Source organism: Acinetobacter suaedae (assembly GCF_008630915.1).
GTDB classification, from domain to species: Bacteria; Pseudomonadota; Gammaproteobacteria; order Pseudomonadales; family Moraxellaceae; genus Acinetobacter; species Acinetobacter suaedae.
The window spans coordinates 1,824,439-1,839,667 of the sequence record NZ_CP043909.1; the positions used below are offsets into that span (position 1 = coordinate 1,824,439).

Here is a 15,229-nt window from a genome sequence, read left to right on the forward strand (position 1 = left end):
AATACACTTAGGCTATTTTATGCAATTAGATTTAGATCAAGACGGTCATTTAGTTGATTACACGATTTGGAATCATGATGTAGCGCAAGTATTAGCGCAGTCTCTAGATTTAGAATTAACTGAATGGCATTTCGAAGTACTTCAAGCGGTTCGTCAGTTCTATCAACAGTTCGGACATTCACCTGCAACTCGACCACTGATCAAGTTTTTAATGAAAACTGTCAGTCCAGAAATTAATAATGCTGTTTTACAACAAAGATTCAATACAGGTTTAGTCGCTCGTCATCTAAGCCGTTTGGCTGGCGTTCCTAAACCTGCAAATTGTTTATAATTTTCTTAAGCAAATTTTTTAGCACAAGCAACACAGGCAATCACAGCAACCGTAACTGCAAACATCGTTATACTGACATGTTCATGTAATAAAACAGCTGCGATTGCCAATCCGAATAGCGGTTGCAATAACTGTAACTGCCCCACTGCAGCAATCCCTCCTTGAGCTAAGCCTTTATACCAAAAGAAAAAACCAATCAACATACTAAATATTGAGACATAAATTAGACCTAACTTTGCTGACCATGAAATATCAGCAAAACTGTTTGGCATATATAACCATGAGATCCATAGCATTACAGGTAGAGTTAAAAGTAGTGCCCAACAGATTACTTGCCAGCCGCCTAAATGCTTTGAAAGCCGCCCCCCTTCAGCATAGCCAAAGCCACAAAGTAAAATCGCCAACACCATGTAAAAGTCACCATAATGAAATAACCAACTCTTGGTTTGAACTAACATATAGCCAAAGACTAAAGCGGCCCCCAAAATTGCAAAAAGCCAAAATTTTTGGCTCGGTTTTTCTCCCCCCCTCACCACACCAAAAATAGCGGTCGCTAATGGCAATAACCCAATGAAAACAATGCTATGTGCTGCACTCACATATTGCAAAGCGAGTGCTGTAAAAAGTGGAAAGCCGACAACGACACCGATCGCAACATAAAACAATGGTAGCCAATCTACTCGTTTTGGGAACTTCTGCTGCAACAACACCAATAACAGCACTGCAAAAAGACCAGCAATTGCAGCCCTTGCAGCAGTTAAGAAAGTAGGACTAAATCCAAGTACAGCAACACGTGTGGCTGGCAAAGAGCCAGCAAAAATCATGACCCCGACAAGTCCATTTACCCATCCATTATTGAAATATTTCATTTAAACTCTCCACATCTATATGAAGAATTTAAACTGTGTTATGGTAGATCCACCATACACAATCCAGTACAATTCCAAATAACTGTACTGTATATATTAACAATACAGTTTAATATGATCGCAATGAAAACCACAAAAATAGATTTTGTTATACAACATATCCATGAACAAATTAAAACTCGTTCACTCACCCCAGGTTCACGGCTATCTTCGGTTCGCGGCTTAGCCAAGCAACTCAATTTATCTGTCTCTACGATCGTAGAAGCCTATGAGCGCCTTGCATCACAAGGTTTAATCGAGTCTAAGACAGGTTCAGGTTTTTTTGTATCTGGACCAATTCCGCCTCTATCTATCTCTCAAATTCATCCCAAAATTGATCGGAACATAGACCCTTTATGGATTTCAAGACAGTCTTTAGAAGCCAAGCCCGATATGCTTAAGCCCGGCTGTGGTTGGTTACCTGATGACTGGATGCCACATGAAAACATCCGTAAAGCAATTCGTAAAATTTCTAAAGTTGAATCAAAAATTTTAACTGATTATTCATCACCACTTGGTTCTCCTGCCTTACGTGAGCTATTAGCGCGTAAAATTCTAGGTAAAGGAATCGAAGCAACACCTAACCAAATCTTATTAACAGACTCGGGTACACAAGCTATTGATTTAATTTGTCGATATTTTTTAAAGCCAAATGATGTCGTGCTGGTAGATGATCCTTGTTATTTTAATTTTCATGCGTTACTCAAGGTTCACCAAATTCGAATTATTGGCATTCCTTATACACCTACGGGTCCAGATTTAAATGCTTTTTCACAAGCAATCACACAACATAATCCACGGTTATATATAACCAATTCTGGTATTCATAACCCTACAGGTGCAAGACTAACAGCATCTACAGCCTATCAATTATTGAAATTGGTTGAACAATCCAACCTGATTGTAATCGAAGATGATATTTTTGCAGATTTAGAATTAGATCCAGCACCTAGGCTGGCAGCACTAGATGGCCTTTCAAAGGTGATTCATATTGGTAGTTTTTCTAAAACGTTGTCAGGTTCTGTACGTACGGGCTATATCGCAACAAAATCTCAATGGATAGAAGATCTCACAGATATAAAAATTGCGACTGGTTTTGGTGGTAGCCATCTATCCGCTGAAATCTTATACGCTGCTTTAACCGACGGAACTTACCGGAAACATTTAGATGAATTAAAAATACGTTTAGCAAAATCAATGGACTTTACGATTAAACAATTAGAAAAGTTGAAGATTAGACCTTGGATAAAGCCTCAAGCAGGTATTTTCTTATGGTGTGAATTAGCTAAGAATTTAGATACTGCACGTATTGCCCAAACGTGTCTCGAAAATAATGTCATTTTAGCGCCGGGAAATGCGTTTAGCCAAAGTCAAAATTATAAAAACTTTATCCGCTTCAATGTCGCTCAATGTTCCGACCAAAAAGTTTTTGAAGTTCTATCTCACGCGATTCAACAGGAAATAGAACTACAAAAAAACTAAATCATGCACTTTTTTGTTTTTGTTCAATATAAGCAAAATAGCCAGGACCAGCACTTGCACGTACTTCTTTTGCCTTGATCGGTTCATTACATTCTGAACAAACCATTTTAGGGATCATTTTATTTCCGCAGGTTTTATGTGTAAATTCAATGGGTTTACCTAAACCCATATCCATCCACTTATCTGCCCATTGGGTCATTGAAAGAATAATAGGATATAAATCCAACCCCTTCTCGGTTAATTTATACTCAAAACGCTCCTGTCGTTCTACGTATGGAACTTTGACAAGAATATCATGCTCAACCAAACGCTTTAGTCGTTCGGAAAGAACATGTCTAGTTAAACCCAGACTACGTTGGAAATCATCAAAACGACGGACGCCCATAAAAGCATTACGCAAAATAAGCATCGTCCAACGATCTCCAAGAATCGAAAGTGTTCTAGCCACAGAACATGGCTGGTCACCAATTTCTTCCCATTTCATTATTATCACCCAATCTTTTTAAACAGATATCGCAGCGATACCTTGAACCGTTATGCTTACAAAATAAGCAAGATATAGAATATACACTAAATCACCTTTCACATCAGTGCAATATCGGAACTTGGTAAAACTCAGGATAATTTTAATTTATTCAAAATTTAATTTTGAATAAATAGACCTGACAACTGTTGACCTGCTTCTAGTTGAATATTGGATGGAACGCGCACCAGACAATTCGCTTGCATCAAGTTACTGAGCATATGAGATTGTTGTTTGGCCAAACTTTGAAGTTTAAGCTGCCCATTTTCAAAATAAGCATGCATTCTCAAGAAACGCTCTCGCGCATCAGGTTTTAGTGCATGGGTTAGCGTTGCACTAAACCACTGTAAGGTTTGTGTTTGGCTTTGCAGGGCATCAAGCAACGCTTTTCCATAAATCTGCATAGCAACATAAACAGCCGCAGGATTTCCGGGCAATCCTAATAAGTAACAATGATGAAGACCATCAGCTTGGATATATTCAGCAAAAAAAAGTGGTTTACCCGGTTTTTGCTTCACTTTCCAAAAAACCTGTTGAAATCCTGTCTCAAAAGCACAAGGACGAACAAAGTCATAATCACCAACAGAAACACCTCCTGTCGTAATAATTACATCATATTTTTGTTTAAGTTGCTCAAAACATGCACTTACTTGCTCTGCAGTATCGGCAATATGTATGATTTCAACATCCTGCCCATAATCTTTGAACCAAGCCTTTAGAAGTGGGCCATTCGCATCAAAAACTTTGCCACTTTGCAAATCCTCAGGCGTTTTAGCAACCTCATCCCCCGTAATCACCACAGCGACTTTTGGCTTGCAGAAGACGTCTAAACTTTGTACTCCTGCCATACTCAAAGCAGCGAGTGTACCAATATTGATTTTTTGTCCAACATCTGCCAATTGTTGTCCTTGTTGGACTTCCTCACCCGTAAATCGAATATCAGCATGTGGTTTAATATGCTCACTTAAACGAATTTGATCTGCGCTTTCAAGGATCACGATTTCTTGGCGAGCGACATGGGTCGTTCCCTCAGGTATTTTCCCACCTGTAAAAATCCGAATCGCGTGATTTTGCTGCAAAGGTAACTCGGAAACAGTACCTGTTTTGATTTCCCCATTCAGCTTGAAGCTAGCATTTTGAAGATCATCAAGCGAGCAGTTGATTGCATAACCATCAACTGCACTTTGAGAAAAGTTCGGTAAGTTAACCTCAGAATACACCGCCTTTGCCAGATACCGATTTAAACTATCTCCTAAAGCCAGCGTCTCTGCTGTTAGAGTTTTAGGTTGGGTTTGAATCAAAGTTAATGCTTCATCAATACTAATTAAACCTTTTTCAGCGCCGCATCCAGACATTATTCATAGCCTCCCGGATGAGGCAGATCACGGCATACATCAAAGATATGCACCAAAGCAGGCAGTATTGCAGCCATTGATTCAGTTGCACCACCACGGCTACCCGGCAAAGTCACAACCAATGAACGATCAATAAAGCCTGCGACACCACGAGACATCGCTGCATAAGGTGTACGTCTTTGACCAAATGCTCGAGAAGCTTCCATTAAACCATCTAATTTACGTTCTAATAGCGGCTCCAACGTATCGACAGTAATGTCACGCTTCCCGATTCCTGTACCACCAACAGTCATAATGCACGCATAAGATTTGGTTAACTCTAACACTAGATCCTTTAACTGATCAGATTCATCAGGCAAGATCTGATAATGAATTGGATCAAATCCAGCTTCAGTTAGTGTATCAACTACAGATTTTCCAGCAGTATCGGGCTTGCGACCAGCGGCCACAGTATCTGAAAGAACAATCACAGCAGCAGAAACGGGCTGACGCAATGTTCGTTTAAAATGAGACTTACCACCTTTTTTCTTGAGTAATTTACATTGGTCTAAACACAGCTCATCTGGTTCACAATGTGGCTTTAACATATCGTAAATCGTTAAGCCTGCTAAACTTGCAGCAGTTAAAGCTTCCATTTCAACACCAGTTGGTCCAATCGTTTCAACCGTTGTTAAAATCACAACATGATCATCGTGTAAATCATATTCCACATCTGCACGATAGATCGGTAATGGATGGCAAAGTGGAATCAGCTCATCGGTACGTTTTGCTGCCAAAATACCTGCTATCCGTGCAGTTTTTAAAGCATCACCTTTTTCTGTGTTTCCATCTCGAAGTAACTGAATACAATGTGGTGGTGCATGTAAAATCGCTTGTGCTTCTGCAACACGATAACTTTCAGGTTTCATCCCAACATTTTTCATCTTAACTTCCTAAAACCTTATTCGTGTGTATGCTCATGTGCGCAATGTTGATGGTTATGTTCATGTCTATGTTTTTCTGGAGTAGTCGTATCAGGGCTATCTTTACGAATACAACAGCCTTCAACGTAATGACTTGTTCCATCTGTGAAAAATTCCTCTTTCCAAATTGGAACCTCATGCTTGACTCGTTCAACAGCCTCTTCACAAGCTTGAAATGCTTCACGGCGATGCGCAGCATACGCAATTGCAATAATTGCGGTGTCACTCACATCTAAATAGCCAATACGATGCATCACTCGAACATAAGAAACTTGATATTTATCTTTAATTTCCTGTTCTATCTCACGAATCATCTTTTCTGCGACAGGCGTATAAGAGGTATATTTAAGTGCTTTTACTGCTTTTCCTTCATGATGGTTTCGTACTGTTCCAATGAAAACATCAATCCCGCCACATTCAGGAAATGACTGAATAGGATCAAAAATATCTAAACTTAATGCTTGATCTTGAACTCTTGAAAACTCACGCATTTCTAACCTCCAGCAACAGGTGACAAAAGCACCACTGTGCATGATGAATTTAGTACGGTCTGACGTGTCACAATATCTTCACCTATCGCGCAAGCACATTTATCCATCGCCTTTGTAGCATCCGGATAACGATCTACAATATGATTTAAAACATCTAAAATTAAACTTTCTTTAGCAAACTCAAATTGAAGTGGTTTGGGTAGTAATCTTTCTATCTCTCCAAAAGCTTCTATTTTAATTTCTATGGTTTGCATACCCTCTCCATATTTTTCAATCTAACCTCCAAGCATGTGCATACTAATTTTACGTACTTGTTGGTTTTGTATCGCGTGATAACCTTTGGCCTTATGCCAGATATAAGGTTTAATTTTTTGATCTAACATTTGATATGACAGTTCAGATAAACCAATATGTTCTTTAATCGTGTTCAACAAATCGTTTTTGATATTCAAACCTTGTTGAGCAAATAAACAATTGAATAGTTCACCTTGTGCAGTTAGACGAATACGATCGCACTCACCACAAAATGAGTGGGTAATCGTCGAAATGATGCCAATTCGATAATCATCATCTAATCGATATTGGCGTGCTGGTTCATGATTTTGTTGAAGTAGCTCAATAGCATAATGAGGCTTTAATCGCGCTAATATTTCTGCTTCACTCACAACAGCATCTTTTGTCCAATGTTGATCACCGTCTAGCGGCATAAACTCAATAAAACGTAATGGAATATTTTGATCTTTTGCCCATCTCACCATCGGTAGAATTTGATCATCATTGTGATCTTTCACCAAAACACAATTAATTTTAAAAGGGATTTCAGCTTTTTGAGCGGCTTTTATTCCTTCTAATACAGGACTAAGTTCTTTCTTGGTAAGTGCTTTAAATTGTTTTGCATCAAGACTATCGAGGCTGATATTTAAATCATCCAAACCAGCAGCTTTTAATTGATCAGCGTACTTCGCTAGGTAATGACCATTAGTCGTCATTGAAATACGTTTTAAACCAATTTTTTTTAGTTGCTGTAAGTCACGGATGAAATGAACAACTCCTTGACGCATTAAAGGTTCCCCACCTGTAATACGAATATTCTCAATGCCTTGTTTCACCATATAAGTACAAAAAACCAAAAGGGATTCGAAACTTAATAAATCTTGCTTTTTCATCCATTCAGGATGTTCAGGCATACAATACACACATTTAAAATTGCAACGATCCGTCACCGAAATACGTAACTTACGCTTAATACGAGCATACTGATCTTGCAAGATCGGTAAATTCGTTTCAGGTATTTCATACTTCATCATATGCACTCATATTGTGAATTTTCTCATCATGTTCAGCACAAGTTATGTGCTTATCTATTTTCTTGAACATATGAGAATTTTACCTAAGCAATTATTATTCCAATTCCTAAAACTCATTCAACTATATGCTCTATCTTTAGTTGAATGAACTTATCATTTTAATACTAGAACAAAATCTGATGATTTATAGCAGATTATCGTTAAATGAGATTGCACTATTTCAAAACACATATCAATTTAAACGCAATAAAATAGTGCAAATCAACTCAATCCATCCACTATGCCGCAGGTTTCTCTAGTCGTACAGGCACATATTTATGATATGGGGTTTTCGACAAAGGATCGCAATGCTTTAACGAAGTTAATCGGTTTAATTCAGGTCCAATCGCCTGACCTCCGCTATAACGTAAACCATAACCATGCGGCAGCGAAACGACCCCTTTTCGCATTCCCTCATCAATCTCGACAACCACTGTGATCCGACCATGTTCCGAAATACACTGTAATGAGTGACCTGTATCTACGCCAAAATGAATTGCATCTTCAGGATTCATTCTCAGTCGACCTTCTGCATCAACCTTACGCCATGCCGGATCACGGTAGATTTGGTTTGCATTATAGCTACGGCGTTCACCCGCCAATAAGATAAATGGAAACTGTTCACTTGTGCCTTGAGTTTGTTGATTCAATTGTGCTAATTCAATCAACATTTCAGGGATTGCTAAATGAATCTTTTTATCTTTATAAGCAACCAAATCCCAGACATCATCATAGTTATGTTTAGAGAGAATAACGCCAGAACGTTTTTGCAATATCGCTTGGAATAAGTTTACGCCTAATGTTAAACGATTCCCTTTATAACTCGCTTGTTTGACAGCTTTATAATGTTGTGCAGAATACTGCATACACAAAGGCAATAATAAAGCCGTTGATGCAGCATCATTGGGTAATGTCTGCCCAAGTGTTCGATAAACAATAGATGCCGCAAATGGGACTAACTTTTTATTTCTCACAAAACTAGCAGCAAGTGCAGCAAAATAACCTAGATAAGCTGTCTTCGGAGAATCCTTTTGCGCGATCTTACTCAGTAAAGGAAACTGTTTGGGAATAGCACCCATTGCTTCAAGTAAGCGAGTATAGATTTCCGCTTCAGGCAGCGTATTGGCTTGAGCTTTAAAAAGCGGATGACGTAAATGGAAACCATTTTGTGGGAATTCTAAATTAAAGCCCGTAAATTCCCACTTTTCAAATTGACTATGCGCTGGCAATACATAATGGGCTAATCGTGCTGTTTCTGTCATCGCAACATCAACCACAACTAACAATTCCAACGACTTGAATGCCTGTTCATAAGCTGTAGTATCTGGATAGGTGAGCAATGGATTGCAACTATCTACAAAGACTGCACGTACTCGCTTCTCGCCTGCTTTTAAAATTTCGTCAGGTAAAATATTTGGTGGAAAAAAACCTGATATTGGAAACATCTTATGATGAACCGTACGGCGATATTTAGGATTACGCTCATCAGTATTGGTCAAGATCGGAATAAACATAGTATGTAAGTTATTCGTTCCCTGTTTACCAAAATGCCCTGCGAGTAAATAAAGTAGTTTTTCCAAATATCCATTTAAGGTGGTGTTTAAAGTATGCTGAATACCTAAATCAATCCGAACACAACCACGCTTAGCTTTGGCAAAATCCCGTACAATTTGATAAATCAGCTCTACAGAGATATCTGCCTTCTCAATATATTCTTCAATTGGTATTGTAGAAAATGCCTGTTTAACTCGCTCAAACCCATGCGTATGTTTTTGAATAAATGCTTGATCATACAAATCTTCGCGCAACATGATCGCAATCATTGCAGACATCAAATAGGAATCTGCACCTGGTTTTAATTGCACATGGATATCAGCTTGCTTAGCCGTTTCAGTAACACGCGGATCAAAAACCACCATTGTTCGGTTTGGATCTTTCTTGATATGTTTTAAAGTATCACGAGCATTTGGAATACCATGTGCTTGAAACGGATTGGTTCCAATAAATAAAACATAATCCGCATGTTCCACATCTTCGGTGGTATGACATGCTTGACTACCAAACAAACGTCCATTTACCCAGAAATCACCAGTTTTCTCTTGAGCAAGTGAGTTATAGGCATAAAAGCTTTTCATTGCATACAATAGTTGGCGACCATAAGCGGCCCCTAGATGATTGCCTTGTCCACCACCTCCAACCGATGCAAATGCAGTTCCGCCATGTGCATCACGAATTTTAACCAATTGATCTGCGATTTCCTGAATCGCTTGATCCCAAGAAATTTCTTGAAATGAACCATCAGCTTGTCGCTTCAAGGGATGAGTTAAACGATCTGCATGTTGTTGATAATGCTGTAAGCGCGCTGCTTTTTGACAAATGTAACCTTGTGAAAATGGATGCTGCTCATCACCTTTAATTTTCTTAAATTGATTGTTTTCAACTTCAACACTTAAACCACAGTTTCTCGAACATAAAATACAAGCAGTCACATCCTGTCTTGCTATCGTAGTCAACATTGGCATTTTATTCTCCCTATGATTTGCGATCTCATCCGCTAAAGGCCTTTTTGATTTTTTAAAAAGCAAACAAGGTTCAAACTACAAATGATGAAAAAGCACAACAAGCACTTATTTCGATTATTTTTCTGACTTTTTACTTATCCAAACATGATGTTCAATCTTAACAAATCATTTGGACAATGGCTTAAAATCACACAAGTTCCAAAATAGAACTTATTTAAGTAAAGATCAAGTACAATTATCCGAAATTAAATTAAGATTTGGTTAAACAGAGTTTTTATAAATGAAATAAGGTTGTTGATATAAAAATATAATTTTTATTGATCTAATCGCTGTAATACATGAATATCTAAAAAGAATGAAATTTCTTCAATTATTCCTCTCCATAATAGAAAGATCTTATGAGCAGCCCAATGAATTCAAACCAAATTGAAACCCTTGTTGCACAACATCCGATTGTCGATGATCTGATTCAACTTAAAGAAACAATTTGGTTGAATCCCCAAACCACCTCTTTAGCACAAGGTTTGCCCTTTGTAGGACTGACTCAACAAGATATTGATGATGCTCGTGATCGTTTAGCTCGCTTCGCTCCTTATCTGATGTCCGTATTTCCTGAAACTGAGATAAGTAAAGGAATCATTGAGTCCGAACTGGTTTCTATTCCAACGATGCAGCAAACACTTGAAGCTCATTTCAAACAAGATATCACTGGAAAATTATGGTTAAAAAAAGACAGTCATTTGCCAATCTCAGGATCGATCAAAGCACGTGGCGGTATTTACGAGGTGCTCTATCAGGCTGAAAAACTTGCCATTCAAGCAGGCTTATTAACAGTTGAAGATGATTATTCAAAATTATACAGTCCTGAATTTAGAGATTTTTTTAGTCAATACAGTATTGCCGTTGGCTCTACAGGTAATTTAGGACTTTCGATTGGTATCATGAGTGCCAAACTTGGCTTCGATGTCACTGTGCATATGTCGGCAGATGCACGTCAGTGGAAAAAAGATAAATTAAGGTCACATGGTGTTACCGTTATTGAATACGCCCAAGATTATGGTGTTGCAGTTGAAGAAGGTCGTAAAGCCGCATTAAGAAATCCAAATTGCTTTTTTATTGATGACGAAAATTCAAAAACTTTATTTTTAGGATATGCCGTTGCAGGTGAACGCTTAAAAGCACAATTAGAATCTCAGAATATTACGGTTGATCAAGACCATCCTTTATTTGTTTATTTACCATGTGGCGTTGGTGGTGGCCCTGGCGGTGTCGCATTTGGTTTAAAAATGGCTTTGGGTGATCACGTACATTGTATATTTGCTGAACCAACTCATTCACCATGCATGTTGCTAGGTGTAGCAACAGGCTTGCATGATCAAATCTCAGTACAAGACCTAGGCATTGATAACATTACCGCAGCAGATGGCTTAGCTGTAGGACGCGCATCTGGATTTGTGGGTCGAGCGATGGAAAGACTACTCGATGCTTTCTACACACTGGATGATCAAAGCATGTATAAATTATTGGGGCTACTCAATCAATCAGAAGATTTAAAACTGGAACCATCTGCCTTAGCTGGAATGTTAGGTCCAATCTTAATCAGTCAGCACCAAGAATATGCTGCTATGCATCAACTGACTGCACAACAAATGAATAATGCTAATCACATTGTTTGGGCAACTGGTGGTGGTATGGTTCCAGTTGAAGAAATGGAAATTTATTTGCAAAAATCCATAATCTAAACCTTCATATCAACATCTAAATAAGAAAGCTTTTCAACCGATCAGTTTGAAACAAACATCTGTTTAAAAGCTTTCATCTGCTTGTATTGCTGCAGCTCATCCAATGAATTGATGCTATGACAAAACAGGCTTTGCTTTTGAAAGACAACGTGTTGAGCGTGTAGTTGTCTAAAAGCCTCTCTTAAACTTAATTTATTTGCAGCGAGCTGGTGTTCTAATATCGACAAACTGGCTCTTTTTAACAAGCAAAAAGGGTACAAGGCATCGCCATTGATATTTACATACGCCACTGATGCTTGCGGATTTTTCTCTAAGGCACGATGCAGCTTTGCAAGCACTTGATTTGGGATATAAGTCACATCACAAGGAATAAATAATGCATATTCTGCTTGTACACGCGACCATGCACTTTTCATTCCCATCAACGGCCCTAAAAAGCCGTTTTGATCATCAGAAAAACATTCAACAGTCGGCTCTATGCTTTTATAGATCGAGCTATCACGATGACTATTGACCCATATCTGCTGAACTTCCGATTTAAAGCGTTGACAAATTTTTGACAATTGAATCTGATCATCAAACTGTTGCAATAGTTTGTTCATCCCATTCATTCGTCGTGCCTGTCCTCCCGCCAAGATCACGAGATCTGTAGCGGGAAAATCTGTATTCATGCTTCCGCCTCCAACTGGCAGGTTTTAATCAAACCTCTGATCTCAGGTAAACAAGAACCACAATTACCACCCGCTTTTAGACAAGCTGTCACTTGTTTTTCATGAGTAATATTCTGCGTTTTAATCGCTTCAATGATCTTATTTTTACCTACTTTAAAGCAGCTACAAACCAATGGTCCATCATTATTTGCGGCTGACATCGGCATACCAGCAAGCAGTGCTTTACGATGTAATGCACTTAAACGCTCACGTTTGAATAAACTCGCAACCCAATCACGGTCAGGCAACATATCCGATGGCGCAATATAAAGACTGGCAATCAAAATCCCATCTTTCAGAATGATGCTATGACTCATTTGCGCTGAAACATCTTCAATACTCAACCATTCATAAGTTTCATCTACAAAAGGCAAGAAACTTTTTAAATTCTTCTGCGTTTGATCAAAGTTGTGACGATCTGCAATTTCAAAACGAACTGCTTTGGCTATTTTAACTTTTGCCCACCATGCACATGTTTGCAATGAGGTTTTGATTTGTTGTTCAAACCCATCTCGGACATACAAAACACCTTGCCATGTCGTATGGAATGGCTGAATTGCAACAGGTGTATGTTTAAACTCAGGTTCGCCTGATATTGCATCTACAACTGGATTAACTACTTTTCCTACACGGGCATCAGAGGCAACTTGCTCAGTCCAATGAATCGGTGCAAAAATTTGACCACGGCGAACGCCTTGAGCCAAAGTTACACGCAGAACACAACTGCCCCATTGCGACTTCACTTCAACCAATGCTTTATCACGAATACCAAATTTTAAAGCATCATTCGGGTGAATTTCACAAAATGGTTCAGCTCGGTGAGTAGTCAGATTTGCAGATAAACCTGTTCGCGTCATGGTGTGCCATTGATCACGAATACGTCCTGTGTTCAACACCAATGGATAATCTTCAGAAATTGCATGAACTGGATCAATTGCAACTGTCGGGATCAGTTTTGCTTTTTTGCTTTTATGGCTAAACAAGCCTTGATCAAATAACTGCTCAACCGCAGTACTTTGACCTTTTTCCCAAACGGGCCATTGGATCGGACGTAAATGATCATATTCATCCAAAGACAAATTCATTAGTCCTTTTAGGTTGAAATAACGAAAGTTTTCAACTTGATCACGTTGATCCAAACTTGCATTGTGATGCGCAGATAAGGCTGCGTGTTCATTAAAGATGTCACATGCATTGTTAAAATCAAAACCAGAAAAACCTAATTTTTTCGCAACTTCAGCAACCGCCCACCAGTCTGCTTTTGCTTGCTTTGGTGCAGGTAAAAAAGCTCTTTGACGTGAAATACGGCGCTCTGAGTTGGTCACCGTTCCATCTTTTTCACCCCAACCTAACGCAGGAAGCAACACATCCGCATAAGCCGTGGTATCTGTATCAGCACAAATATCTGATACCACGACAAACTCACATTTATTCAATGCACGTTTTACTTGATCCGCATCTGGTAAACTCACCACGGGGTTGGTTGCCATAATCCATATGGCTTTAATTTTCCCAGATTCGACTGCTTGGAATAAGTCAACTGCTTTCAGTCCCGCTTGATTGGCAATCACAGGACTGTTCCAAAAGTTTTGTACAAGTGTTTGGTGTGATGGATTATCGATGTCCATATGTGCTGCCAACATATTGGCTAAGCCACCCACTTCACGACCACCCATGGCATTTGGTTGACCTGTCATTGAAAATGGTGCAGCACCTAATTTCCCAATTTTCCCTGTCAAAAGATGGCAATTGATAATGCTATTGGCTTTATTGACTCCTTGAGAAGATTGATTCACACCCATTGAAAATAAGCTCACGACTTTTTCAGTGGTGGCAAATTTTTCAAAAAAGAATTTTAATTTTTCTGCTGAAATACCTGTACGTTTCACGACTGAGTCAAAATCAGTTTCAGTCTGACTGGATTCTAATAATGCGTCTAGGCCTTCAGTATGTGTATCGACAAAATGTTGATCAATAAAGTTATTCTTATATAAGTACTGCAATAAACCATTAAACAGGGCGACATCTTGTCCAGGTAAAATTGGAAGATGTAAATCCGCTTGTTCACAAGTGCTGGTAAAACGTGGATCAACCACAACGACAAATAAATCTGGATTTTTACTTTTCGCCTGCATGATGCGTTGGTACAGCACAGGATGGCACCATGCAGTATTTGAACCCACCAACACCACCATATCGGTAAATTCAAAATCTTCATAACTCGCTGGCACGATATCCTCACCAAAAGCACGCTTATGCGCTGCAACTGCTGAAGACATACACAGACGCGAATTGGTGTCGATATTGGCTGTACCTAGATAGCCTTTCACAAACTTATTGACGACATAATAATCTTCAGTCAATAGCTGCCCTGATACATAAAATGCCACACTGTCACGACCGTGTTGATCGATACACGCTTGGAATTGATCTGCGATTTTTTCTATGGCTGCATCCCATGTCGTTACCTTACGATGGTTCTTACGACCAAACATCGGATGCAAAACGCGAGTCTCTAATCCTAGAGTATCCGCCAAATTACTGCCTTTAATACAAAGGCGTCCAAAATTAGATGGATGTTCCAAATCACCAGCAACCTGAACCGTTGTTCCTTGTGCTTTATGATTAACCGTGACATCAACACCACATCCAACCCCACAATAGGGACACGTTGTTTTTGTAATAATTGTTTCTGCTTGATCGGAGCGACTGTGTTCTAAATTTTGAATACTGTTCATGACTGCCCCTTTTACCTAGTTAATCCGCTGAACTCTACACTTAACTAAAAAATCATTCTGAGTTCTTCCCCAGTTTTAGCTTAGACCACAATTCTAATACTGGAATTTTCTCCTCAAAC

General features: G+C 39.0%; 13 protein-coding genes. 3 read left to right on the forward strand and 10 right to left on the reverse strand.

Annotated elements, in window-relative coordinates; translation table 11 throughout:
- Window positions 1-19: 19 nt before the first annotated feature.
- On the forward strand, window positions 20-331 hold the full coding sequence (locus F2A31_RS08555) for a TusE/DsrC/DsvC family sulfur relay protein (protein ID WP_004638950.1): 312 nt from the start codon (window positions 20-22) through the stop codon (window positions 329-331).
- Between the two features lie 5 nt (window positions 332-336).
- On the opposite strand, the gene F2A31_RS08560 is transcribed toward F2A31_RS08555, so the two are convergent.
- Entirely contained in the window at window positions 337-1,200 is an 864-nt protein-coding gene (locus F2A31_RS08560; protein ID WP_150026036.1) for a DMT family transporter, read from the reverse strand.
- A gap of 123 nt (window positions 1,201-1,323) precedes the next feature.
- Here F2A31_RS08560 and F2A31_RS08565 point away from each other — a divergent pair, with 123 nt between their 5' ends.
- On the forward strand, window positions 1,324-2,721 hold the full coding sequence (locus F2A31_RS08565) for an aminotransferase-like domain-containing protein (protein ID WP_150026037.1): 1,398 nt from the start codon (window positions 1,324-1,326) through the stop codon (window positions 2,719-2,721).
- Window position 2,722: 1 nt separating this feature from the next.
- On the opposite strand, the gene F2A31_RS08570 is transcribed toward F2A31_RS08565, so the two are convergent.
- The 7 genes from F2A31_RS08570 to F2A31_RS08600 form a co-directional block, all read right to left on the reverse strand.
- The gene (locus tag F2A31_RS08570; RefSeq protein WP_150026038.1) at window positions 2,723-3,205 is read right to left on the reverse strand and encodes a winged helix-turn-helix transcriptional regulator; all 483 of its coding nucleotides are present in this window, start codon (window positions 3,203-3,205) and stop codon (window positions 2,723-2,725) included.
- Between the two features lie 158 nt (window positions 3,206-3,363).
- On the reverse strand, window positions 3,364-4,599 hold the full coding sequence (locus tag F2A31_RS08575) for a molybdopterin molybdotransferase MoeA (RefSeq protein WP_150026039.1): 1,236 nt from the start codon (window positions 4,597-4,599) through the stop codon (window positions 3,364-3,366).
- Window positions 4,599-5,522, reverse strand: a complete 924-nt coding sequence (gene moaCB, locus F2A31_RS08580; protein WP_008941481.1) for a bifunctional molybdenum cofactor biosynthesis protein MoaC/MoaB — start codon at window positions 5,520-5,522, stop codon at window positions 4,599-4,601. Before moaCB ends, F2A31_RS08575 begins: the two co-directional genes overlap by 1 nt.
- 17 nt (window positions 5,523-5,539) lie before the next feature.
- Window positions 5,540-6,052 (reverse strand): molybdenum cofactor biosynthesis protein MoaE, encoded by a 513-nt coding sequence (locus F2A31_RS08585; protein ID WP_004638938.1) that lies wholly within the window; start codon window positions 6,050-6,052, stop codon window positions 5,540-5,542.
- 2 nt (window positions 6,053-6,054) lie between these two features.
- A complete protein-coding gene (locus F2A31_RS08590) occupies window positions 6,055-6,306 on the reverse strand; it encodes a MoaD/ThiS family protein (RefSeq protein ID WP_004638937.1) in 252 nt (83 codons plus the stop codon).
- 21 nt (window positions 6,307-6,327) lie between these two features.
- Window positions 6,328-7,365, reverse strand: coding sequence for a GTP 3',8-cyclase MoaA (gene moaA / locus F2A31_RS08595; protein WP_407643264.1), 1,038 nt, complete (start codon window positions 7,363-7,365; stop codon window positions 6,328-6,330).
- A 272-nt stretch (window positions 7,366-7,637) separates the two neighbouring features.
- On the reverse strand, window positions 7,638-9,920 hold the full coding sequence (locus F2A31_RS08600; protein WP_150026041.1) for a molybdopterin-dependent oxidoreductase: 2,283 nt from the start codon (window positions 9,918-9,920) through the stop codon (window positions 7,638-7,640).
- A 410-nt stretch (window positions 9,921-10,330) separates the two neighbouring features.
- Here F2A31_RS08600 and dsdA point away from each other — a divergent pair, with 410 nt between their 5' ends.
- A complete protein-coding gene (gene dsdA / locus F2A31_RS08605; protein ID WP_150026042.1) occupies window positions 10,331-11,662 on the forward strand; it encodes a D-serine ammonia-lyase in 1,332 nt (443 codons plus the stop codon).
- 41 nt (window positions 11,663-11,703) lie between these two features.
- On the opposite strand, the gene F2A31_RS08610 is transcribed toward dsdA, so the two are convergent.
- A complete protein-coding gene (locus F2A31_RS08610; RefSeq protein ID WP_150026043.1) occupies window positions 11,704-12,333 on the reverse strand; it encodes an NTP transferase domain-containing protein in 630 nt (209 codons plus the stop codon).
- Complete coding sequence (locus F2A31_RS08615; protein ID WP_150026044.1) at window positions 12,330-15,110, reverse strand: nitrate reductase; 2,781 nt, start codon at window positions 15,108-15,110, stop codon at window positions 12,330-12,332. Before F2A31_RS08615 ends, F2A31_RS08610 begins: the two co-directional genes overlap by 4 nt.
- Window positions 15,111-15,229 lie beyond the last annotated feature (119 nt).